Source organism: Bradyrhizobium sp. STM 3562, assembly GCF_045571435.1.
GTDB lineage: Bacteria > Pseudomonadota > Alphaproteobacteria > Rhizobiales > Xanthobacteraceae > Bradyrhizobium.
In genome coordinates this window covers 3,647,400-3,670,764 of the sequence record NZ_CP120694.1, presented here as the reverse complement: position 1 = coordinate 3,670,764, position 23,365 = coordinate 3,647,400, and the positions used below count along the sequence as shown (strand labels likewise).

General features: G+C 63.7%; 21 protein-coding genes and 1 pseudogene. 19 read left to right on the top strand and 3 right to left on the bottom strand.

The features are described 5' to 3' along the window. Positions 1-11: 11 nt before the first annotated feature. The 3 genes from P6U23_RS16820 to P6U23_RS16810 all read right to left on the bottom strand — a co-directional run bounded on the left by P6U23_RS16820 (position 12) and on the right by P6U23_RS16810 (position 3,529). Positions 12-938, bottom strand: coding sequence for a carbohydrate ABC transporter permease (locus P6U23_RS16820; RefSeq protein WP_407181490.1), 927 nt, complete (start codon positions 936-938; stop codon positions 12-14). A gap of 112 nt (positions 939-1,050) precedes the next feature. Then, positions 1,051-2,490 (bottom strand): extracellular solute-binding protein, encoded by a 1,440-nt coding sequence (locus tag P6U23_RS16815; protein WP_407180823.1) that lies wholly within the window; start codon positions 2,488-2,490, stop codon positions 1,051-1,053. A gap of 22 nt (positions 2,491-2,512) precedes the next feature. Beyond that, positions 2,513-3,529: a sugar-binding transcriptional regulator gene (locus P6U23_RS16810; protein ID WP_407180822.1), complete on the bottom strand. Its 1,017-nt coding sequence runs from the start codon at positions 3,527-3,529 to the stop codon at positions 2,513-2,515. 32 nt (positions 3,530-3,561) lie between these two features. Here P6U23_RS16810 and P6U23_RS16805 point away from each other — a divergent pair, with 32 nt between their 5' ends. The 19 genes and pseudogenes from P6U23_RS16805 (at position 3,562) to P6U23_RS16715 (ending at position 23,333) form a co-directional block, all read left to right on the top strand. Beyond that, positions 3,562-3,684, top strand: a complete 123-nt coding sequence (locus P6U23_RS16805) for a hypothetical protein (protein ID WP_407180821.1) — start codon at positions 3,562-3,564, stop codon at positions 3,682-3,684. 50 nt (positions 3,685-3,734) lie between these two features. After that, positions 3,735-4,077 (top strand): annotated as a pseudogene (locus P6U23_RS16800) (transcriptional regulator); the annotation flags it as partial. A 301-nt stretch (positions 4,078-4,378) separates the two neighbouring features. Then, positions 4,379-5,629: an ABC transporter substrate-binding protein gene (locus tag P6U23_RS16795; protein WP_407180820.1), complete on the top strand. Its 1,251-nt coding sequence runs from the start codon at positions 4,379-4,381 to the stop codon at positions 5,627-5,629. A 124-nt stretch (positions 5,630-5,753) separates the two neighbouring features. Then, complete coding sequence (locus tag P6U23_RS16790) at positions 5,754-6,581, top strand: AraC family transcriptional regulator (RefSeq protein WP_407180819.1); 828 nt, start codon at positions 5,754-5,756, stop codon at positions 6,579-6,581. 192 nt (positions 6,582-6,773) lie between these two features. Continuing rightward, entirely contained in the window at positions 6,774-7,784 is a 1,011-nt protein-coding gene (locus tag P6U23_RS16785) for a branched-chain amino acid ABC transporter permease (protein WP_407180818.1), read from the top strand. 1 nt (position 7,785) lies between these two features. Beyond that, on the top strand, positions 7,786-8,868 hold the full coding sequence (locus tag P6U23_RS16780; RefSeq protein WP_407180817.1) for a branched-chain amino acid ABC transporter permease: 1,083 nt from the start codon (positions 7,786-7,788) through the stop codon (positions 8,866-8,868). Beyond that, entirely contained in the window at positions 8,861-9,637 is a 777-nt protein-coding gene (locus P6U23_RS16775; protein ID WP_407180816.1) for an ABC transporter ATP-binding protein, read from the top strand. The genes P6U23_RS16780 and P6U23_RS16775 overlap by 8 nt, the downstream gene beginning before the upstream one ends. Beyond that, positions 9,630-11,846, top strand: coding sequence for an ABC transporter permease (locus P6U23_RS16770; RefSeq protein WP_407180815.1), 2,217 nt, complete (start codon positions 9,630-9,632; stop codon positions 11,844-11,846). The genes P6U23_RS16775 and P6U23_RS16770 overlap by 8 nt, the downstream gene beginning before the upstream one ends. Positions 11,847-11,848: 2 nt before the next feature. Beyond that, positions 11,849-12,682, top strand: coding sequence for a phosphoenolpyruvate hydrolase family protein (locus P6U23_RS16765; protein WP_407180814.1), 834 nt, complete (start codon positions 11,849-11,851; stop codon positions 12,680-12,682). Between the two features lie 26 nt (positions 12,683-12,708). Continuing rightward, a complete protein-coding gene (locus P6U23_RS16760) occupies positions 12,709-15,609 on the top strand; it encodes a flotillin domain-containing protein (RefSeq protein WP_407180813.1) in 2,901 nt (966 codons plus the stop codon). 7 nt (positions 15,610-15,616) lie between these two features. Further along, a complete protein-coding gene (locus tag P6U23_RS16755; protein WP_407180812.1) occupies positions 15,617-16,054 on the top strand; it encodes an SRPBCC family protein in 438 nt (145 codons plus the stop codon). A gap of 2 nt (positions 16,055-16,056) precedes the next feature. Continuing rightward, on the top strand, positions 16,057-16,500 hold the full coding sequence (locus P6U23_RS16750) for an SRPBCC family protein (protein WP_407180811.1): 444 nt from the start codon (positions 16,057-16,059) through the stop codon (positions 16,498-16,500). A gap of 13 nt (positions 16,501-16,513) precedes the next feature. After that, the gene (locus P6U23_RS16745) at positions 16,514-17,332 is read left to right on the top strand and encodes an FAD binding domain-containing protein (RefSeq protein ID WP_407180810.1); all 819 of its coding nucleotides are present in this window, start codon (positions 16,514-16,516) and stop codon (positions 17,330-17,332) included. Positions 17,333-17,350: 18 nt separating this feature from the next. After that, positions 17,351-17,827, top strand: coding sequence for a (2Fe-2S)-binding protein (locus tag P6U23_RS16740; protein WP_407180809.1), 477 nt, complete (start codon positions 17,351-17,353; stop codon positions 17,825-17,827). Between the two features lie 11 nt (positions 17,828-17,838). After that, positions 17,839-19,413 (top strand): xanthine dehydrogenase family protein molybdopterin-binding subunit, encoded by a 1,575-nt coding sequence (locus P6U23_RS16735; protein ID WP_407180808.1) that lies wholly within the window; start codon positions 17,839-17,841, stop codon positions 19,411-19,413. A gap of 1 nt (position 19,414) precedes the next feature. Beyond that, positions 19,415-20,437, top strand: a complete 1,023-nt coding sequence (locus tag P6U23_RS16730; RefSeq protein WP_407180807.1) for a xanthine dehydrogenase family protein molybdopterin-binding subunit — start codon at positions 19,415-19,417, stop codon at positions 20,435-20,437. Positions 20,438-20,449: 12 nt separating this feature from the next. After that, positions 20,450-21,331 (top strand): AAA family ATPase, encoded by an 882-nt coding sequence (locus tag P6U23_RS16725; protein ID WP_407180806.1) that lies wholly within the window; start codon positions 20,450-20,452, stop codon positions 21,329-21,331. Then, positions 21,328-22,446 (top strand): VWA domain-containing protein, encoded by a 1,119-nt coding sequence (locus P6U23_RS16720; RefSeq protein WP_407180805.1) that lies wholly within the window; start codon positions 21,328-21,330, stop codon positions 22,444-22,446. The genes P6U23_RS16725 and P6U23_RS16720 overlap by 4 nt, the downstream gene beginning before the upstream one ends. Next, positions 22,443-23,333, top strand: coding sequence for an amidohydrolase family protein (locus P6U23_RS16715; protein ID WP_407181489.1), 891 nt, complete (start codon positions 22,443-22,445; stop codon positions 23,331-23,333). Before P6U23_RS16720 ends, P6U23_RS16715 begins: the two co-directional genes overlap by 4 nt. Positions 23,334-23,365: the final 32 nt, after the last annotated feature.

The following is a 23,365-nucleotide window of genomic DNA, read 5'->3' as shown; positions in this document are numbered from 1 at the left end:
TCTCCTCGACGTCATGCCTGGCGGTGGGCGCGCGCACGCAGCCGCAACCAGTGCTTGATGAAGATGTTGGACAGGATGTTCGTGATGAGCCAAAGGATCATCAACAATGCGGCGGAACGGCCGACATTGGTGTATTGGAAGAACTCCAGATAGGACTGCACCTGAAATACCATCAAGCGGTCCCCGGGCCCGCCTTGCGTCATGGCGTAGATGATGTCGAACTGCTGGATCGAGTCGAGCAGGCGGAACAACGAGGCCGTGATGATGTACGGGGCCAGCATCGGCAGAGTGATCCGGAAGAACACGAAGCTCGCAGGCACGCCATCGAGCGCGGCCGCCTCGAACGGCTGGCGCGGCAATGAGCGCAACCCTGCCAGCAGCAGGATCATGATGAAGGGTGTGTAGACCCAGATGTCGACCAGCACGACTGTAAACAGCGCGGTCGAGGGATCCGACGCCCATTTGAAATCGGTGATGCCGAACAGACTGACCAGATAGGATAGGATGCCGAATCCTGGATTGGTCATGAGCTTCCACATCAGGGCCGCAATTGCCGGCGCGGTCATCAGCGGCAGTAGCAGGATGATGGAAACGGCATTGTGGAAGCGGGTCGGCCGTCGCAGCAGAAGTGCGATGGCAAGCCCGAGCAGAAGCTCGAGTACAACGGTGAGCGCGGTATAGACGAGCGAGATGCGGAGCGTATTCCAGAAGGCGGGGTCGGACAGAAAATCGATGTAATTGTCCAGACCGACGAAGCCCCGCAAATACGGCAGGTTCAGCCGATAGCGCTGCAGCGAGTAGACTGCGGCGGTCACGAACGGGACCAGAATCGCCACGCAGACGAGCAAGGCTGGCAGACTCAGCACATAGGGCAGAATGCGGCCCCGCGGCTTCGCGGTGCGCCCGGTCAATACGTTCGTCTGAAGAAGCTGGAGCATGCTCATGGTGACAACCGATCGAAGCTTCGCTGCCGCGACGCCGGCCGGGACGCTGCTGCTATCCGGGCCGACGGCCTGTCATGGTGCGGAGGAACCGGCACCACGGGCTGTATCAACCGAGGCCGGCTTGCTTGAGCTGGCGGTTGATGCTTTCGGCGAGTTTGTCGAGCCCTTCGTCGACGCTGACTTCCTTCGCGACCATCTTCTGCAGCGACGCGGCCCATTCGGTGGTCAGATCGAAGAACAGAGGTTGAGCCGTGAAGTAGATCTTCGCGCCGGGTGAAGAGACATCGTATTGCTCGAGATAGCCGGGATAGGACTTGGCGATCCTGTCGCGGAAATCACTGTCGTTCCACACGGAAGTGCGCACCGGGTTGACGAAGTCCATCTTGCGTGCGCCGAACAGGTCGTGCTCGGTCGATGCGGCCCATTGCATGAAGAGCCAGGCCGCGTCCTTCTGCTTGGAGAAACTCGACATTGCGAGCGACCAGATCCAGACATTGGGCGTCGGCGCTTTCGCCGCCGGATTGGCCGCAAATGGCGCGTAACCCAAATGCCCCCTCTCCTTGTTCTCGCCGCCGTTCATGAAATAGCCGAGGATGTCGGCATCGAAGATCATGCCGGAGGCGCCGGCGCCGAGATCGGTGCCGACCTGGTACCAGGTGTAGGTCGACCAGTTCTTGGGTCCGGACTGCTGAATCATCCTGACCCACTTTTCATGGAAGTCTTTCGACGGCTTGGTGTTCATGGCGGCTTTCAGCTTGCCGCCCTCCATCACAAAATCCTTCTGGCCGAAATTCGAATATGCCGACAGGAAACCGGGATGGATCGTGGCCCAGGAGCGCGAGCCGCGGACGCCGATCCCGTAAGGCCCGCCTGCATCCTTGCTGATCTTGGCCGCGACCTCGATCATGTCATCCATGTTCTTCGGCGGCTTCACCCCCACCTTGTCGAAGATGACCCGATTGTAGGTGACGTTGTTGAGCTCAAAGCCCCACGGAATACACCACTGCTTGGCACTGCCCGAACCCAGCTCGGAACCAGCTTTACCGTCCCATGCCGTCGACGCGCGCAGGTTCGGCAGCACATCCTCCCAATTGAATGCCGGATTGGTCTTTGCGGGGTCCTTGATGTAGTGATTGAGGTCCTCGATCCAGCCGGCCGGACCGTAGGTCCAGGTCATGTACGCCCCGGTCATGAAGGCATCGTACTGGTCCGACTTCGAGGACAGAGCGGCCGTCACCTTGTCGAAATAGACGTCTTCGGGGAAGATGTCGTAGGTGACGTTCATCCCGGTCAGGGTCTTGAACGCATCGAGGTCTGCGATCATCGCATCGACATAGGGATGCTTGTTCAAGAGCAGCTTGATGCTCTTGCCGCTGTAGGCCTTCCAATTGAAATCCGCAGCCATCGCCTGCGAGACCGCGGAGACGAATGCGGCCTTTGCGGCGGCACCCGCAATACCGAGCTTGGCCGCGCCATCGAGCAGATCGCGGCGGCTGATGCGTTTGGCGGTGTAGGATTCGAACAGATTCTTTTCACGATCGTACATTCAGTCCTCCCTGCTTACGCGTCTACCTGCCCTTTCGGCTTCTGATTCTTGCTCTGCCGGATGTCCTCTCCGGCTTTTCCGCAACGAGCGCCTGCGCGGTCGCTTCGTCGATAATAAGTCCGTGCAGCATGCTGCTACGCAGCACGGCACGCAGTGCGGTCACCTTGGCCAGCCCGCCAGCAATCGCGACAATGCGATGCTTTTTCAGATCGGCCGCGCTCATCGAAGTGGCGCGAGCCGACAGATCGATGTCCAGCATGCGGCCGTCCTCGCTGAAGAAATGCCCAAGCAGGTCGGCGCAGGCGCCCACCCGCTTCAAATCGACGACCTCGTCGGGCTTGATCATGCCGCTCGACACCAGAAAGCCGTCGCGGCTGATCTGACCGATGCCGACGAACAGCAGCGAGGCCTTGCGCGCCAGTGCGAACACTTCGGCGATGCCGTATTGCTGCATGAGGATTGCGCGGTCGGCGACCGAATTCGCAAACACCGGAACCGGCAGCAGATAGGCTTCGGCGCCGGTCCGTTCGGCCAGCCGGTGGATCACATCGAATGGATTGGCGGCAAATTTTCGCGTCAATCCGCCAAGCAGCGAGACGAATTGCACGTCCCGCGCCGGCGTCTGCGGCAACTGCTCCACGACGGCAGCGAGCGTGCGGCCGTGGCCGACGCCGATCACCTTGTCGTCGCCGCGCTCGAGGATCTGGCGCAAAAAGCTCGCGCCCTCGAGCGCCAGGGCCTTCAGCGGCAGTTCACCTTCGCCGAGATCAGGCGCAACGCGGCAGAAGGCCAGGCCATAGCGCTGCGCCAGCGTATTCTCCAGGGCGACGCATTCGGCCACCGGACCTTCAACGAAGACGCGGATCATGCCTTCGCGGCTTGCGCGCGCGATCAAGCGGTGCGCCTTGGTGCTCTGAATATTCAGCCGGTCCGCGACTTCCGACTGCGTCATCCCGGCCGCGAAATAGAGCCAGGCCGCCCGCGTCGCAAGCGACGCTTCGCCATCGATCATCGGCAGCCTGTCGGAAGGTGCAGCCATGCTCGGAAAAGCTCGCTTGCAAATTTCTTCACATGCTGCAAAAAATTGCAGAGGCGGTCGGTGCCGTCAAGCCCTTCTTCATGCTGCAACGCAATCGTGCCGCAAGCTTTCTGATTGGCGTCGATCCCGATCCCGTCATCACTCGATCCTGCTGATGCTCGGTCTGCCCGCCCGGGCCGACGATCCAATGCCCGCACTCCTTCATCTGCGGGACAAGCGGATGCTGTTGATCTTGCCGCCCAAGCAGAAGACGTTGCAGGCGACGCTGCACTGGAGCTACGGGCTGTTGTCCGATCTCGAACGCCTCGTGCTACGCAGGTTGGCTGTTTTCGCCGGACATTTCACCATCGACGCCGCGCTCGGGGTCGTGCCGGAGGATCGCGTCGACCGCTCCGTTCGGTTCGATGCCATTGATAGCCTCGTCGCCAAGTCGATGGTCGCACCGCGCCCGATCGGCCATGATGCCCTACCGTCTCCTCGATACGACGCGAGCCTGTCTTCTCAAGACCGAAGACGACGAGGCGGCGTTCGCCGCCCGCCACGCCTCGTCCCGGTCGACAGACAGCCGATGGCCCGCTGCGACTCGCGAGGTGTTCGCCACGTCTCACTGCCGTCGGCAAATCTGGTCAGTACAATTTATTCCGTCCCCTGCTCACACCGGCTGTGCGAGGTTCTGCGACGCAACATGCGAAATGAGACTGCCGGCCAAGCCGTACGCAGCGGCGGCGCGCCCGTGGTCTCATCTTTCGGCTAGCCTTTGCGTCATCACCCGACGGTTGCGCAAGCCGCGAGCAAACGCGGCAACGCGGCTTGTCGACTTGGGCTTTGGCGACAGAGGGAGGAAGACAAATGTTGAAAGGCAGTATCGGACTGATTGCATTGAGCGGCCTGTTCCTGTCGGGCACAGCCATGGCTCAGGAAAAAATCAAGGTCGGTGTCACTGCGACGCTCGAGGGCACCTACACAGTGCTCGGCGAGGACGGCATGCGCGGCTTCCAGACAGCGCTCAATACGTTCGGCAAGAAGATCGGCGACAAGGAACTGGACTATGTCGTGGCCTCCACCGATGCGACGCCGGATTCGGCGGTGCGCGCGGTTCGCAAGCTGATCGAACAGGACAAGGTGCAGGTCCTCCTCTCCCCGCTCTCCGGCGACGAAGGCATTGCAGTGAAAAACTTTGCCAAGACGCATCCGGAGCTCACCTTTGTCAACGCGGCATCCGGCGCGCAGGAGACGACCTATGTCGACCCGGCACCGAATTTCTTCCGCTTCAACATGGACGGCGCGCAATGGCAGGTGGGCCTTGGCAAATATGCCTATGAAACCAAGGGCTATCGCAAGATCGCGACCGTTGGCGAGGACTATTCGTTCGTCTACACCCAGGTGTTCGGTCTGGTGCTCGATTTCTGTGGCGCCGGCGGACAAGTGACGAGCCGCCAGTGGGTGCCGCTCGGGACCAAGGATTTTGCCTCGGTGATCGCATCACTGCCTGACGATGTCGATGCCATCTATCTCGGGCTTGGCGGCGCTGACGCCGTCAATTTCCTCAATCAATATCAGCAGGCCGGAGGCAAGGCGCATCTGATGGGCGGCTCGATCCTGGTCGATCAGACCATCCTGTCCGCCAAGGGCAGTGCCAAAAATGCGCTGATCGGCACGATCGCCGCCAGTGGCCAGGCCGATACCTGGGACGATCCGGGCTGGCAGAAATTCGTCAAGGCCTATCAGGATTCCTTCCCGCCTGAGAAACGCTTCCCGAGCCCATCCCTGCTCGCAACGAATTATTATGACGCAACGATGGCGCTGATCCTGGCGCTGCGGGCGGTGAATGGCGACCTCAGCAACAACCAGGAAGAACTGAAGGCGACACTCGCCAAGCTCGAGATCGATGCGCCCAACGGCAAGATCAAGCTCGACTCCAACCGCCAGGCTATCGGCACGAACTTCGTGACTGAAGTCGTGGACGACGGCAAGGGCGCACTATTTTCCAAGGTCGTGAAGGTGATCCCGAATGTGAATCAGACGCTTGGCTATGAGCCGGCGGTGTTTGCCAAGATCGGTCTGCCCAGCCGCACAGTACCGGAATGCAAGAAGTACTGACCTTTTTTGCACGTGCGAGCGCTCGACCGGTAGAAACAGGATCGGTCTGCGCTCTGGACTTGCATTCCCTCCCCGGATGTTGAACGCTAGACGAAAAACAAAAGCATCCAGCGGGAGGGAGGGCATGAGCCGGGCGCTCGCCGTCTTCCACGGCCGCTTTGGCCGCGCGACGGTCTACCAATTGAACCGCCCCTTCAACGTGCATGCGCATCGTGAAGGGCATCTGATCTTTCACGTTGGCGGCACGCCGGCCCAGATCGACGTTTGCGACCAGCGGCATCTTCTCGCGGAGGATTCGGTCGTCGCCGTCAACCCGTGGGAGCCGCACAATTTTCTTCCCACCGATATCGACAGCGGCGCGATCTTCTTTGTGCTCTATGTCAATTGGGAATGGTTCGCCCCAAGCGCGGCCAATGCGAACGGGATGCGCTTCGGCCGTAGCTCGTTTACGCGAACATCAAGCCTGAAGAAGCAGATCAGGCATACGGCCGCGCTCGTCTGCGGCGCGCCCTCGCTGGCCAGCCTCGACAGCGAACTCCGACAGTTGATCGACATCTGCCACGTCGAGAGCTGGCTGCAATCCGTGCAGGTGCAGGACGCCAAGGCGACGGCAGCCATTACGGATTTTCGGGTGCGCAAATGCATCAAGCTGATGTCCCAATCGCCTGGCGTCGAGATCGAACTCGACACCATCGCCCGCGAATCCGGCCTGTCACGGCCGCATTTTTACCGGCTGTTCCGGACGCAGACGGGTGTCACGCCCAACCTCTATCTCAATACGCTGATCATGGAACACGCGCTGGACTCGCTGGTGACGTCGGAGACTCCGATCGCCGATATCAGTGTCGATCTCGGTTTCTCGTCCCAGAGCGCGTTCACACGCTTCTTTGCCGCCAATGTCGGGCTTGCGCCGACTGAATACCGTCGCGCCGCCAAGGTTTTGCGAGCGTAACACCCACGCGAAAAGATACTGAGGATCAAACGCCGAGCCGGCGGTCACGCTAGGATGCCCGAGAACGCGATCCGCAAGAGGTCGCATTTCGCGGGAGGACACGTCGGTGGCGAGGCCGCTAGCCGCTTGCCATGCGTCTGATCTCGGCTGGGACAACAGCCGAAGCGTCGCTTCAGCGACGAGGTGGCGCACGTGACCCGGTTCATCGAGCGGCATCCAGCCTGGGCGCTGATCGTGATCCTTGCGATTGCGATCCTGCTCTGGCTGATCTTCGCGGTCTGGCCGCCGGGCCTTGAAGAAGCGATCGGCAGGAAAAAGGTATTCCTCAATGCCGTCTTCAACGGCATCACGCTCGGCGGGCTCTATTTCCTGGTCGCGAGCGGCTTCACGCTGATCTTTGGCCTGATGCGCAACGTCAATCTGGCGCACGGATCGCTGTACCTGTTTGGCGGTTATATCGGTTACGGCATCAGCAGCTCGACCGGCTCGTGGATCCTGAGCTTCATCGTCGCTTTCATCGTCGTGGCGCTGGTCGGCATGCTGCTGCAGATCATCGTGTTCCGCCGCATGGAGGGCCAGGATCTGCGGCAGACCATGGTGACCATCGGATTATCGATCGTGTTTGCCGATCTGATGCTCTGGGTGTTCGGCGGAGACTTCTACCAGATCCAGACGCCGAGCTGGCTGATCGGCCCGGTCGAAGTGCCGCTGGTCACCGCCGTGCGCTCATCGGGCGAAGCGATCTATCTGCAATATCCGCTGGTGCGGCTCGTCATCTTCGTGGCCTCGATCGCGATCGGGATCGGGATGTGGCTTGTGCTCAACCGCACGCGGATCGGCATGATCATCCGCGCCGGCGTCGATGACCGCGACATTCTCGCAGCCACCGGCGTGCGCATTCAGCTCGTCTTTGTGCTCGTCTTCGCGGTCGGTGCGGGGCTTGCTGGGATCGCAGGCGTTGTCGGCGGCACGTTCTCGTCGCTTTCGCCTGGCGAGGATACACGCTTTCTGCTGGCGTCGCTGGTGGTTGTCATTGTCGGCGGCATGGGTTCGATTCCGGGCGCCGCACTTGGCGCGCTCATCATTGGCCTCGCCGAGCAGCTCGGCTCGGTCTACATCCCGACCTATGCGATCGTCGTAACCTTCCTGATCATGGTCATGGTGCTGGCGCTGCGGCCCCAGGGTTTGCTGGCGAGGCGCTGACATGTCGCTCAGCCATGGCGCCCACGCTCATGCGACCCCCTCGGCCATTGCGGCGCGCCCGTCCCTCCGCACCTGGCCGGAGATCAACAATCCAGCCGCCTGGATTGTCGTCATCATCCTGCTGATCATGCCGCTGATCGCCAACGGCTTCTTCCTGATCGAGATCTTCGGCACCACATTGATCCTCGGGACTGTGGCGCTCAGCCTGATGTTTCTTGCCGGCTATGGCGGCATGGTGAGCCTGATGCAGCTCACCATCGCGGGCTTTGCCGGCTACATGTATGCCATCCTCGGCATGAGCGCGAGCGCGAACATCAGCCTAGGCTGGCCCTGGTGGCTCGCAACGCCAATGGCGCTCGCGCTTGCGACCATCTTCGGCACGCTCGGCGGCGCGCTGGCAGTGCGTACCGCCGGCATCTACACCATCATGATCACGCTGGCGATCGCCGCGGCGTTCTTCTATTTCACCAATCAGAACTGGCCCCTCTTCAACGGCCACACCGGCATCAACACCATTGCAACCCCGCATTTCCTGGGCGTCGACTGGCGCGCCGATATTCCCTTCTATTATGTGGTGCTCGCGGTCGCTGCGCTCTGCTATTTCGCGGTCGGATATCTGTCGCGCGCGCCGTTTGGGCTTGCGCTGCAGGGCGTGCGCGATAATCCGCGCCGCATGGCCGCGCTCGGCTTCAATGTCAACGCGCATCGCGTCGCCGCTTACGCCGGCGCCTCTTTCATTGCCGCGCTCGGCGGTATCCTGCAGGTCTGGAACTACCGGCAAATTGCCCCGGGCTCGGTCAGCGTCGGCGCTGCCATCGACATCCTGATCATCGCCGTTGTCGGCGGCATCACGCGGCCGGTCGGCCCGTTCATCGGCGCCTTCGTTTTCGTCATCCTGCGCACTTTCGCGCTCGACTTCCTGGTCAAGATCGGGCTGGACGGCAACCGCTTCCGCCTGCTGATCGGGCTTGGCTTTCTCGCCGTCGTGTTCTGGTCCTCCGATGGAGTGATCGGGCTGTGGGAGCGCTGGACGCGCAGCCGATCCGGAGTGGCCGCTGCAGACAGGCGTCATGGCCATGGATAGCGTCGCCCACCGTCTGTCCGGCGCTGGCGCTGCGCTCGAGCTTCGCGGCGTCACGCGGATGTTCGGTGCGCTCGCGGCACTGACCGACGTCACGATCACCGTGAGGCCGGGCGAGCGGCGCGCGGTGCTCGGCTCAAACGGCGCCGGCAAGACGACGCTGTTCAACTGCATCACCGGCGACTTTCCACTCTCCTCGGGCACCATCCGCTTCTTCGGCGAAGACATTACGCATTTCCCGCCCTATGAGCGCATCCGCCGTGGGCTGCGCCGCACCTACCAGATTTCCGCGCTGTTTCCCGGGCTTACGGTGCAGGACAATATCTATCTCGCCTGCCGCGGCGTCTCGCGCGGGCGTTTCTCCATGCTGCGTCCCGGCCAGAACGATGCCCTGATGCAGTCGGCCGAAGCCCTGGCTCAGGCCGTGCATTTGAGCGCGGTCAAGGATCAACGCGTCGCCGAACTTGCGCACGGGCAGCAGCGGCAACTCGAGATCGCGCTGGCGCTCGCCGGCGCGCCCCGCTTCATCCTGTTCGATGAACCCGCTGCGGGGCTTTCGCCCACCGAACGCCGGGAGCTGATCGAGATCCTGACCGCCTTGCCTCCCCATATCGGCTACATCATCATCGAGCACGACATGGATGTGGCGCTACGTGTGGTCGAGAGCGTCACGATGATGCACAACGGCCGCATCTTTAGGGAAGGCCTACCACGCGAGATCGAATCCGATCCCGAGGTACAAGAGCTCTATCTCGGAGGCGGCCATGAATGATATCCGCCGGGCCTCCTCGCCTGCGCTCGAGGTCAAAGGCTTAGATGTCTATTACGGCCATTCACATGCGCTGCAGGGCGTCAACCTGACGCTCGAGCAGGGCGTGTTCTCGGTCGTCGGTCGCAACGGCATGGGCAAGACTACGCTGTGCAACGCCATCATGGGCCTGGTGCGCACCAGGAGCGGTTCGATCCGCGTGCGCGGCAAAAACATCACCAGGCTTGCGCCAGCCTCGATTGCACGGCTTGGTGTCGGCTACGTCCCGCAAGGGCGACGGCTCTGGCGCTCGCTCAGCGTCGACGAGCATTTGCGTCTCGCCGCGGGTACACGGCGTGGGCCCTGGACCGTCGAGCGCATCTACGAGACCTTCCCGCGCCTTGCCGAGCGCAAGAACCATAGCGGCGGCCAGCTCTCCGGCGGCGAGCAGCAGATGCTTGCAATCTCGCGCGCGCTTCTGACCAATCCGCATCTCCTGATCATGGATGAGCCGACGGAAGGCCTCGCGCCGGTGATCGTCGCCCAGGTCGAGGAGATGCTGGTGCGGCTTGGCGAAGATGGCGACATCGCCGTGCTGGTGATCGAGCAGAACATCGGCGTGGCGACCGCGGTCTCGGGCAATGTCGCCGTCATGGTCAACGGACGTGTCAACCGCATCATCGATTCGGCGCGGCTTGCGGCCGACCGCGACCTGCAGCAAAGGCTGCTCGGCGTTGGGCTGCACGCCGAAATCGATCCGGATATCGCGGCCGAGCCGCAACGTCTCGAGGCGGAGCGCGCGCCACAGCCTGCGCCTCCGAAAGGACCCGCCCGCGTCTATATCTCCAACCCCACGCCGCCGACGCGCTGGTCGCAGCCGGTACCAATTGCCCGCATCGAGGCGGCCGCGCGAACGCTGTCGACAGGCGTCGCGCGGATCGAGGAGATGCGGCAGCGGCGCGAAACAACAGTTGCGCAAACGTCCGGCCCGCCGGTGGTGCTGATTGCCGGAACGCTCGACACCAAGGGCACGGAGCTGCGCTACATCCGCGACATCATCGCCGCAAGCGGCCTGCGCACGCGGCTGGTCGATCTCTCCACCAGCGGCAAGCCGTCCACCTGCGACGTCACGGCGCAGGAAATTGCCCTCAACCACGGGCGCGGCGGATCGGCCGTGTTCGGTCCGGATCGCGGGGCGGCGGTGACGGCGATGGCAGACGCGTTCGCCAGCTGGGTGCGGCGCCAGGGCAATATCGCCGGCATTATCTCGGCCGGCGGCTCGGGTGGCGCGTCGCTGGTCGCGCCGGGGATGCGCGCCCTGCCCGTCGGCGCGCCGAAGCTGATCATCTCCTCCGTCGCCTCGGGCGACGTCGGTCGCTATGTAGGGCCTGCCGACATCACCATGATGTACTCGGTCACCGACGTGCAGGGCCTGAATTCGATCTCGCGCGCTATCCTCGCCAACGGCGCCAATGCGCTGATCGGCATGGTTAAGGCGCGGCTCGATCAGCGCGCGGGCGAGGAGCGCCAGCCGGGCACGGCCCTTCCCGCGATCGGCATCACCATGTTCGGCGTGACCACGCCGGCCGTGCAGAAGATTACGGCCGATCTGCACGACGAATTCGAATGCCTGGTCTTTCACGCCACCGGCGTCGGCGGCCGTTCGATGGAGATGCTCGTCGAGTCCGGACAGCTCGCGGCCGTTGTCGACCTCACCACGACCGAGGTCTGCGATCTTCTGATGGGCGGCGTGTTTCCGGCAACGGAAGACCGCTTCCGAGCGGTCATCCGCAAGCGCGTGCCTTATGTCGGCTCGGTCGGCGCGCTCGATATGGTCAATTTCGGCGCGCCGGACACGATCCCTGAGCGCTACCACAAGCGTAAATTCCATGCCCACAATCCGCAGGTCACCTTGATGCGGACCACGCCGGAGGAGAACGAACGCATGGGGCGCTGGATCGGCGAGCGGCTGAACCAGATGGATGGCCCGGTGCGCTTCTTCCTGCCCGAAGGCGGCGTGTCCGCGCTCGATGCGCCCGGCCAACCGTTCTGGGATCCGGAAGCGGACGCGGCGCTGTTTTGCGCGCTGGAGCGCACCGTGCGCCAGACCAGCAACCGTCAGCTCATTCGCGCCAACCAGAACATCAACGATCCCGCGTTCGCCGCCAACATTGTCAGCACGTTTCGAGGCCTGCTCGGGCGCGCAGGCGGGCGGCGCAGAGTGGTGAGGTGACCATGGGCAGGTTCGAACGCGGAGAGCTCCTGGAGAAGTTTCACGACATGGTCGCCCGCGGCCAGCCGATCGTCGGCGGGGGCGCCGGCACCGGGCTCTCGGCCAAATGCGAGGAGGCCGGCGGCGTCGACCTCATTGTCATCTACAACTCCGGCCGCTACCGCATGGCCGGGCGCGGCTCGCTCGCCGGGCTTATGCCTTATGGCGACGCCAACGCCATCGTGGTCGAGATGGCCGCCGAAGTTCTGCCCATCGTGACCAAAACGCCCGTGCTCGCCGGCGTCAATGGCACCGATCCGTTCCGTGACATGGATCTCTTTCTCGACCAGCTCAAGGCGCTCGGCTTTTCCGGCGTGCAAAACTTTCCGACCGTTGGGCTGATCGACGGCATCTTCCGCGCCAATCTCGAGGAAACCGGCATGTCCTACGCGCTGGAGATCGAGATGATTGCGAAGGCGCATGAGAAGAACATGCTGACGACGCCGTACGTCTTCAGCGAAAAGGAAGCCGCCGCCATGGCGATTGCCGGGGCCGACATCATCGTCTGCCATCTCGGCCTCACGACAGGCGGATCGATCGGCGCGCACACGGCGCTCAAACTGGAAGACTGCCCAAAGCGCATCGATACCTGGGCTTCGGCGGCGCTCAGCATCAACCCGAACATTCTCGTGCTCGCGCACGGCGGCCCGATCGCGGATCCCGCGGATGCCGATTTCATCATGAAGAAGACCCGCCATTGCCATGGCTTCTATGGCGCCTCCTCGATGGAGCGGCTGCCGGTGGAGCGGGCGCTCACGGACCAGGTTCGCAAATTCAAGGCGATCGGCGCGCGCTGATCGCTCGACTTCGGGAGAGAACGACAATGTCAGGGATTCTCATCGGCCAATTGATCCTCTGGCTGATCGTGGCCATCATTCTGATCGTAATCGGCGTCTACATCGTCAACTGGCTCTATCACCGCTCGTCCAAGGAAATCTCCTTCGTCCGCACCGGCTTTCTCGGCGAACGCGTGGTGATCAATGGCGGCGCCTTTGTGCTGCCGTTCATCCACGATTACACGCCGGTCAACATGAACGTGCTGCCGATGGGCATCGTACGCGCCAGGCAGGACGCGGTGATCACCCGCGACCGCATGCGCGTCGACATCGAGGCTGATTTCTATGTCCGCGTGCAGCCGACGCGCGAAGCCGTGGCGATCGCTGCCGCCACGCTCGGCCGCCGCACCATGGAGCCGGAGAAACTGCATGCGCTCCTGTCGGGCAAATTCGTCTCAGCGATCCGCTCGGTTGCCTCCGAAATGACCATGGAGCAGATGCACGAGCAGCGCGGCGACTATGTTGCGCGCGTCAAGGCTGCGGCCGCCGAGGCGCTGGCACAGAACGGTCTCGAGCTCGAATCGGTCGCCATCACCGATCTCGACCAGACCGATCTCGAATTCTTCAACCCGTCGAACCGCTTCGATGCCGAAGGCCTCACCCGCCTGATGGAGGACATCGAGGCCAAGCGCAAGCTGCGCAACGACATCGAACAGGATTCGATGATCAAGATCCGCTCGCGCAACCTCGAAGCCGAACGACAGGCGCTCGAGATCGAGCGCGAGAGCGAGACCGCACGCCTGGAACAGGAGCGCGATATCGAGATGCGTCGGGCGCTGCAGCGCACGGAAGTGGCGCGCGAGCGCGCCTTGCGCGAGACCGAATCCGAACAGGCCCAGATCACCGCGCGCGAGGCCATCGAAAAGGCTCGCATCGCCAACGAGCAGGCAATCGCGGAAGCGCGTATCGCCTCTGAACGCGAAACCCGCCAGAAGGAGATCGAACGCACCCGGGCCATCGAGGAGAAGGAGCTCGTCGCCCGCGAGGAGGTGGAGAAGGCCAGGATTGCCAACCAGCGGGCAGTCGATACCGCACGGATCGCCTCCGAGCGCGAGGTGCGCCAGCGCGACATCGAGCGTATGCGCACGGTGGAAGAAGCCGAGATCGCCGCCCGCGAAGCGGTCGAAAAGGCGCGAATCCAGCAGGATCGCGTCGTCACCGACGCGCGCATAGCCAACGAGGAGGAAACCCGCCGCCGCGAGATCGAGCGCACCCGCACTGTTGAGGAAGCCGAAATAGCGGCGCGCGAAGCGACGGAACGGGCGCGTATCCTTCAGACGACCGCAGTCAACGCGGAGCGCATCGCCTCGGACGAGAAAACGCGTGCACTCGAAATTGCGCAAGTGCGTGCCGTTCAGGAGGCCGAGATCGAAGCGCAGCGCGCCGTCGAAGCTGCCCGAATCGCGCGCGAGCGGACGCTCTCCGCCGAGCGCATCTCCTCCGAGCACGCCACCCGCAAGCTGGAGATCGAGCGCAATCAGGCGATCGAGGTCGCCGGCATTGCCGCGCGCGAGACCACCGAGGCCTCGCGTATCGCGCAGGAGGAGCGCGTCCGTTCGCTCGAGATCGCCCGCAATCGTGCGGTCGAAGAGGCCGATATCGCCTCCCGTGAGGCCATCGAAGCCGCCCGCATTGCGCAAGAAAAGGCCGTTGCCGCCGAGCGCATCCGCGCCGAACGCGAAACCCGATCGCTGGAGATCGAGCGCACCGAAGCGCTTGAGGCCGCAGAGCTCAAGCGCCGCGACGCCATCGAGCGGCAGCGCATTGGCGTCGAACTGGCGCTGGAATCGGAGCGCATTGCCTCGTCGAAGACCCGCGAAGTGCTCAACATCGAGCAAAAAAAGACGATCGAAATCGCCGACGAAGAGCGGGTCATTGCACTCTCCGCCAAACGCGCCGAGCGCGTCGACGCCGATCGCCAGGTCAAGCAGGCCGAGATTGTTGCGCGCAAGGAGGTCGAAGCCACCGACGTCTCACGCGAGCAGGCGCTGGATGCAGCAAGGCTGGAACGGCGCCGCGCCACCGAGCAGCTCGAAATCGCCCGCGTGCAGGCGCTGCAGGAAGCCGAGATCGCCTCGCGCGAGGAGGTTGAGCGCGCCCGTATCGCATCCGACCGCGGTCTCGACGAGGCGCGGATTGGCCGCGAGCGCGATCTGCGCAGGTTGGAGGTTGGCCGAGAGAAGGACGTGGAGACGGCGATGATGGAGAAGGCAATCGCCATTCATCAGAAGTCGCTGGAGGAGTCCGCAGCTCGCGCGGCGGCCGAAGAAGCTCGGATGCGCGCAACGGAAGCCACCGAGCGCGTGGTCACGGCGCGGGAGAGCGAGATCGCCAAACGGCGCAAGACGGTCGAAGTGCTGCTCGCCGAGAAGCAGGCCGAGGAGACCCGCATCGCGGCGGAGGCCGAGCGCGTGCGTGCGGCGGTGGAAGCCGAGGCGCAGCGGCTGCTCAACGAGGCCGAGAACGTCCTCACCGACGAGGCGCGCTACTCGCTGTTCCGCAGAAAGCTGCTCGACCGCATCGAAGGCATCGTGCGCGAAAGCGTCAAGCCGATGGAGAAGATCGAGGGAATCCGCATCCTGCAGGTCGACGGCCTCAACGGCAACGGTCAGGCCAATGGCTCCGGTCGCAGCGCCACCGACGAGGTGATCGACTCGGCGCTGCGCTACCGCGTGCAGGCGCCGCTGATCGACTCCATCCTCTCCGACATCGGCGTCGAAGGCGGCAGCCTTGCCAGGATGCCGGGCCTGATCCGCGAGGCGCGTGACATGCAGGGCATCAGGGATTCCGCACGCAAAGGTGCCGGCGACAACAAGGCCGCCCCAGCGCCCGCGGCGGCGGCCCCGACTGAGACGCCCACCGAGCGCAGCCCGCGCAAGAAAGGCTAACGGCGCCATGGCGAGAGTCTACGTGTCCTCTATCGTCAATGCCCGCAATGATCGCGTCTGGGCCCGCGTGCGCGACTTCAACGGCCTGCCCAACTGGCATCCTGCCATTGCGGAAAGCCGCATCGAAGGCGGCGAGCCCGCCGACAAGATCGGTTGCGTGCGTGATTTTCGCCTGCGCAACGGCGACCGCATCCGCGAGAAGCTGCTCGGCCTCTCCGACTACGACATGTTCTGCACCTATTCGATCCTGGAATCTCCGATGGGGGTCGAGAACTATGTCGCGACGCTGCGGCTCACGCCGGTCACCGACGGCGACAAGACCTTCCTGGAGTGGACCGCCGAGTTCGATTGCGCGCCCGAGCGGGAAGCGGAGCTTGTCAACAACATCGGCAGCGGTGTGTTCCAGGGCGGCTTCGATGCGCTGAAACGGGCGTTCGGAGGCTAGCCGTGCCGCATATCGTCATGAGCACCATCCTTGATGCACCGACCAGCGCGGTATGGGAGGTGCTGCGCGATTTCAACGGTCATGATCGTTGGCATCCGGCGGTGGCGACCTCCACCATCGAGCGGGCGCAGCCGTCCGACAAGATCGGCTGCGTGCGCCGCTTCAAGTTGAAGGACGGCGCGGAGCTGCGCGAACAGCTTCTCGCACTCTCCGATCTCGAACAGACGTTCTCCTATTGCCTGCTCGATACGCCGATCCCGATGTTCAACTATGTGGCCCATGTCCGCCTACTTCCCGTCACGGACGGCGACCGCACCTTCTGGCACTGGGAATCGCGTTTCACGACCAGGCTGGAAGATGCGCAAAGCATCACCCAGATGGTCGCGGAGCAGATCTATCAGGCCGGGTTCGAGGCCATACGGGCGCATCTGAAGATGGCCGCATGAGAGCGGAGGCAACATGCCTATCACGGTAAAGACATTCGGCAGTGCAGGCGAAGCCGCATCGGCGCTGTCATCGGACCGCTCCGCCCGCTACCTTGGCGGCGGCACGCTGGTGATGCGCGCCGTGAACGAGGGCGACATTTCGATTTCGACCGTCGTTCGCGCCAACGACCAGGCGTTGCAGCGCATCGACGCGGCGGGCCCGCGGGTGACGATCGGCGCCGGCGTGACCTTTGCGAAGGTCCTTGCCGAGCGCGATCTTGCCTTCCTGCATGCCCCGGCACGTTCGATCGGTGGACCTGCCGTCCGCAACATGGGCACCGTCGGTGGCAATCTGTTCGCGCCCAACCCCTACGGCGATTTCGCGGTCGCACTGCTTGCGCTGGATGCCACTGTGGCCGTGCAGGGCGGCTTCGGCGCACGTGACGTGCCGATCGAGGAGTTTCTACAATCACGTGAGCGCCAAGCTGGCAATCTCGTGATCTCGCTCTCCTGCCAGAAGCCGATCAGCTCGGACGCGTTCCGCTATCGCAAGGTCACGCGTATCAGACCGAAGGGCGGCTCTGTCATCACCCTCGCTGCCCACGTGCCGATGAGCAGCGGCCGGGTGCTGGGCGCGCGCCTGGCGCTCGGCTCGATGGCGCCTGCGCCGATTCGCGCCAGAGCCGCCGAGCGCGCGCTCGAAGGTCGCCCCCTCGATGCGTCTACGATCACTGCGGCGGCTTCAGCCATCACCGAAGGCACCTCGCCTGTCGACGATGCGCTGGGTAGCGCCTGGTATCGCCGTGAGATCGTCGGCGTGCATTTTCGGCGCTTGTTGTCCGGCCAGGAATAGATCCCGGGAATAGATCTCATGTCCAAGACTGCCCTGCAATTTCGTCACAATGGCCGCGATGCCGCAATCTTTGTCGATGGCGGCACCAATCTCTTGGTCGCGCTGCGCGAATTGATCGGCGACATGACCCCGAAATTCGGCTGCGGTCAGGGCGGCTGCGGCGCCTGCAGCGTGCTGATCGACGGCGAACTGCACCTCTCCTGCCTGACATTGGCCGAGACCGTCGCAGGGCGCTCGGTCGAGACGCTCGACGGCATGAAGGAAGGTCCCAACCTGCATCCGCTACAGCGCGCCTTTGCCGACAATTTTGCCGCCCAATGCGGTTACTGCACGCCCGGAATGCTGATGGCGGCCAAAGCGCTGCTCGACCGCAATCCGCAGCCGAGCCGCGCCGAGGTGGTTGAAGCGATTTCGGGCAACATCTGCCGCTGCACCGGCTACGAGCCGATCATCAACTCCGTGCTCGCGGCCGCAGGCAACCGCGCCCGCGCCTAGAGGAAAAGACCATGCTGGAACTGCGCAAGGACATCTTCGCCGACGAGCGCGATGACAATCTGAAGGAAATCGGCAAACCGACGCAGCGGCAGGATATGCTCGGCCATGTCACAGGCACATCGACCTATTTCGATGACCACAAGCTGCAGGCCATGCTGCATTTGAAGATCGTGCGCAGCACGCATTCGCATGCTCGCCTGCGCCGCATCGACACGACGGAGGCAGAGCGATCGCAAGGCGTGCGCCGCATCATCCGCGGCACTGACGTGCCGCGCAATCTCAACACGCTGCTCAGCCTGATTAATTTCGGCAAGGATGACGAGCCGTCGCTGGCGGTCGACAAGGTGCGCTACAAGGGCGAGCCGGTCGTTGCCGTCGTCGCCGACAGCCCGCGCGAAGCCTATGAAGCAATGGCAAAGGTGCGGATCGACTACGAACCGCTGCCGACCGTGTTCGATGTCGAGGATGCGCTGAAGCCCGGCGCACCTGTCGTCAACGAGACCTATCCAAAAAACACGTTTACGTATTACGAGAAGTACGATCATCAGAGGCTGCGCTTCGGCGACGTCGAGCGCGGCCTCGCGCAGGCCGATCATGTGCTGGAGCAGCGCTACCAGATGTCGCCGATCGAGCATGCGCCAACCGAGACCAACGGTTCGATCGCTGCACCCGACACCAACGGGCGCTACACGGTCTATACCTCGACGCAGGCACTGTTCTTCTCCGTCGACACCTGCGCCAAGATCCTGGACGTGCCGTCCAACACCTTCCACTTCATCGGCGGCACGGTGGGTGGCGGATTTGGCGGCAAGGTCGACACCATCACCGAGCCGCTTTGCATCCTTGCGGCGATGCTGACCGGCCGGCCGGTCCGCTACGTGCTCGGGCGCGAGGAGGAAATGCAATACGGCCCGCCGCGCGGCGCCGAGCGCATCTACATTACGGATGGCGCGATGCGCGATGGTCGCGTCGTCGCGCGCAAAGTTCGCGCCTATTTCGATAGCGGCGCCTATACACGGCTGTCCAGCTATGCCGCGGTGAAATGCGCCGCGCATCTGCCCGGGCCATACACCATCCCCAATGTCTATGGCGATATCTATTGCGTCTTTACCAATCGGACGCCGGCGACCGCGATGCGCGGCTTCGGCGTCACCGCGATGGATTTCGCGATCGAGTGCCAGATGGACAAGCTCGCCCATCTCGTCGGCATGGACCCGCTGGAGTTTCGTATTCTCAACGCCTATCGCGACGGCGACATGAAAGCGCACCGGCGCGAGGCGAAGAACACCGCACTTATCGAATGCGTCCAGGTCGCGGCCGAAAAGGCCAAATGGTCCCTGCGGGAGGAGTTCAAGCGCGCTACATCGCGCCAGGGTGGCGGCGGCGCACGGACGGACGTGCCGCAAACGCCGCGCCAAGCGCAGGTGCCCGCGGCCGCCCAGCAGCGCACGGCTTACGATCGAGCGCCTGCAACGGCGTCCCGAGAGCCGCCGACTCTTCCGCCCCCACCCCCTCCTCCGCGCCCGCAAACCCCGTCGCATGGCGCGACCCGTTTTTCCTCCGTATTCGGCACCAGGAGGCGCTGAGATGACAAAGCATCGCGGGCGCGGTATCGCCTCCATCAATTATCCGATCGGCATGAATCTCGGCGGCGATCCTAGTCAGGCGCTGGTCCATTCCAACCCCAGCGGCAAGTTCACCGTGTCGCTGTCCTCGATCGACCTCGGCCAGGGCATGAAGTCGGTTACGCGCCAGATCTGTGCCGAGACCTTAGGCGTGCCGGTCGAGGACGTCTATGTCGACACCGCCGATTCCGACACCGGGCCGCATTGCATGGGCTCGTTCGCCTCGCGCGGCACCCATCGCGTCGGCAATGCGGTGATGGCCGCGGCCAAGGAAGCGCGCGGCGTCATGATGGAAGCCGCGGCCGAGGAGCTCGAGGTCAATGCGGCGGATCTCGAGACTGACGGGCGCGGCAATATTCACGTCAAGGGCGCTCCGCATCGGTCGATTTCGACCAAGGACGTCGCAATCGCGGCGCAATTCAAACAGGCCAAGACCATCTCGGGACGCGGCATTTTCCTGGTGCCGCTGTCGGACGTCGATCCCGAGACCGGAGAAATGACGCCGGCCACGTGCTACGCGCACGCCTGCCTCGTCGCCGAGGTCGAAGTTGACGACGAGACCGGTGACGTCGCCGTGATCCGCATGGACAGTGCCTATGAGCTCGGGCGCGCGCTCAACCCGCGGCTGGTCGAGCAGCAGCTCGTCGGCGGCGCATGGATGGGCATCAGCCACGCGCTCTACGAGACAACGGAGCCCTATTATCCCGACTCGAGCCACGGGCCGCGCGACTTCGTCGAATATCTGATGCCCGGGCCCGGCGATATCTGCCCGCACGATATCGCCGTGCTGGAGCGTCCCGCAGCCGACGGACCGTTCGGTGCCAAGGGGCCTGGCGAGATGTGCGCCAATCCGGTGCTGCCGGCCGTCGCGAATGCGATCTTCAATGCCGTCGGCGTGCGGATCGATGAATTGCCCATCACGCCGGAAAAAGTGTTGCGCGCGATCAAGGCGCAAGGCGGCGCACGACCGCAGGCGCGGCGCTGAGGTCCTTTGGCCATGGCAATCCGCAACAACATCGTCGGCATCGATAGTCCGGAAGCGCTGGGGAAGGCGCTCCGCGCGGCGTATTACCTCGCCGACGAGGGACTCGCGACCGCAGCCTACCTGGCGTTGGCGTTAGGCAAGCCGCTGCTGTTGGAAGGCGCGCCTGGGGTCGGCAAGACCGAAGCGGCCAAGGCGATCGCGGCGGTGCTTTGCCGACGCCTGATCCGTCTGCAATGTTATGAGGGGATCGATGCAGCCGCTGCGCTCTACGAGTGGAACTATCCGCGGCAGATGCTCGCGATCCGCCAGGCTGGCGATGAGAGCATCGATATCTACGGGGAGACATTTTTGATCGAGCGGCCGATGCTCGCAGCTTTGCGCGCCCCTGACGCCGCCGTGCTGCTGATCGATGAGATCGACCGTGCCGATCAGGAATTCGAAGCCTTTCTGCTGGAATTTCTTTCCGATTTCCAGATCTCCATCCCAGAGCGCGGCACGGTGCGCGCGGCCGAACGCCCGGTCGTCGTGCTGACCTCTAACCGCACGCGGGATCTGCACGAGGCGCTGCGCCGCCGCTGCGTGTATCACTGGATCGATTATCCCTCAGCCGAGCGCGAGGCGCGCATCGTGATGATGCGCGCATCGAGCGTCGCGGAAGCGACCGCTCGCGCGGTCGTCGCGGCCGTCGGCAGGCTGCGACGCGAGCCGCTGACTAAGGCGCCCGGAATTGCCGAGGCCGTCGACTGGGCAGAGGCGGCGACCGTGTTGCATCAAGCTGGCGCACGCTGGCCGGATGCTTTCAAGCGCTCCATCGGCCTTGCGCTGAAGGACGAAGAGGACCTGCGCTTCATCGCGCCGCGGCTGGACCTCCTGATCGCGGAGGCAGCCGCATGAGCGACGAAGCTCAATTGCCGCGCGCTGCGCGCGTCTTCGTCTCCTTCGTCGCACTCTTGCGCGCCAACGGCTTTGCAGTTGCGCCGGAGCAGACCACCGCGTTCCTCGCTGCGATCGAACTCTTGGGACCCAAGAGCCTCGATCACATTCGACAGGCGGGCCTCGCGACACTGGCCCCGCCGCCCGAGCGGCACGCCACCTTTCACCGGCTGTTCGATCTTCACTTCATACGCCATGAGCATCTCACGATTGAAGGCGCCGAGGACGAGGAGATCGTTCTCCTGCAGGAGGAAGGACGCGGCGACGAAGAGCTATTGGTTGCTGACGACATCAATGAATCAGGCTTGACCGCAACGCGCGCCGAAGCTCTGGTCGAGCGCCGCTTCGCACCGGCTGCGGCCGGCAATGTCTTGCGGCGCCTGTCGCGCGAAGCATCGTCCCGACTGCCGCGGAGCCGCGGCTATCGGCACCGGCGCTCCCGGCGCGGCCCCTGGGCCGACCTTCGCCACACCTTGCGTGCATCCGTACGAAACGACGGCGAGATCCTGCATCTGGCACGCTTGAAGCGACGAACGCGGCTACGCCGGATGCTGCTCTTGATCGACGTGTCGGGATCGATGAAGTCGGGCACCGACGAGAACATGCGGCTTGCGCACGCACTTGTGCAGGCTACCCTCAATACCGAGGTCTTCACCTTTGGTACGCGCCTGACCCGTGTCACCCGCGCGCTCCGCCTGAAGCGCCGCGAGCAGGCGCTGAACGCGGCGGCGCATCTGGTCAGCGACTGGGATGGCGGCACTCGGATCGGCGACGCGCTGCAAGCCTTTTTGGCCGTGCCGCGATTTGCCGGATATGCACGCGGCGCGGCGGTCGTCGTTATCTCCGACGGACTGGAACGCGGCGATCCCGCGAACTTACGCGATGCGGCGGCAAAGCTGTCGCGGCGCGCCTGGCGGCTCAGCTGGCTCACCCCGCTCGCGACCAGCCCCGGCTTTGTGCCGCAAACCGAGGCGCTGGTCGCGGTCGCACCGTTCGTCGACGACATGGTCGAGGGCGGATCGAGTGCAGCGGTCGTTTCGCATCTGTTGTCACTCGGATCGAGGAAAGCGGCATAATGCAAATTGTCGACGCGCATCATCATATCTGGCGTCAGGTCGATCTGCCGTGGCTATCCGGCCCGATGCAGCCGCGCATCTTTGGGCCCTATGAGCCGATCCGGCGTGACTACACGATCCAGGAATATCTCGACGACATCGCAGGCTCGGGCGTCACGCGCTCGGTCTATGTGCAGACCAATTGGGCGAAGGAAGGCTTTGAGGACGAAGCATCATGGGTGCAGCGCACCGCCGACGAGCACGGTTGGCCGCACGCGATCGTCGCCTATGCCGATTTCGCAGTCGACGACGTCCGCCCGCGGCTCGACCGGCTAGCACGCTATCCGCTCGTGCGCGGCGTGCGCATGCAGCTGCACTGGCACGAAAACCCATTGTACCGCTTTGCGGCCCGAGCGGATCTCTGCGCAGACCCTGTCATCCAGCGCAATATTGCGTATCTCGCCGACTATGGTTGGAGCTTCGACCTGCAAGTCTTTGCGTCGCAGATGGCCGATGCCGCAGTCCTGGCCCAAGCCAGTCCCAAGGTCACTCTCATCCTTCAGCATGCGGGGATGCCCGAGGACCTTTCGCCCGCGGGCCGTGCAGCTTGGCGCGCCGGCATGGAGCAACTCGCCGCCTGTCCGAACGTCGTGACCAAACTTTCGGGGCTCGGTACGTTCATTCATCGCAACGATCCCACGCACGTGGCCGACGTGCTGAAGCAGACGGTTGCAATGTTCGGCGCCGAGCGCTGCCTGTTCGGCTCGAACTTCCCGATCGAGAAATTGTGGGCCAGCTATCGGAGCCTGATTGACGGTTATCTTGCCGCGACCGCGCAATTTGGTGCGGATCAGCGTGATGCCATCTTCAGGACAACAGCCATGCGTGTCTACCGCTTAGGTCCGTAGGGAGCGGGGGCAGCAACAAATAGAAATCGGGG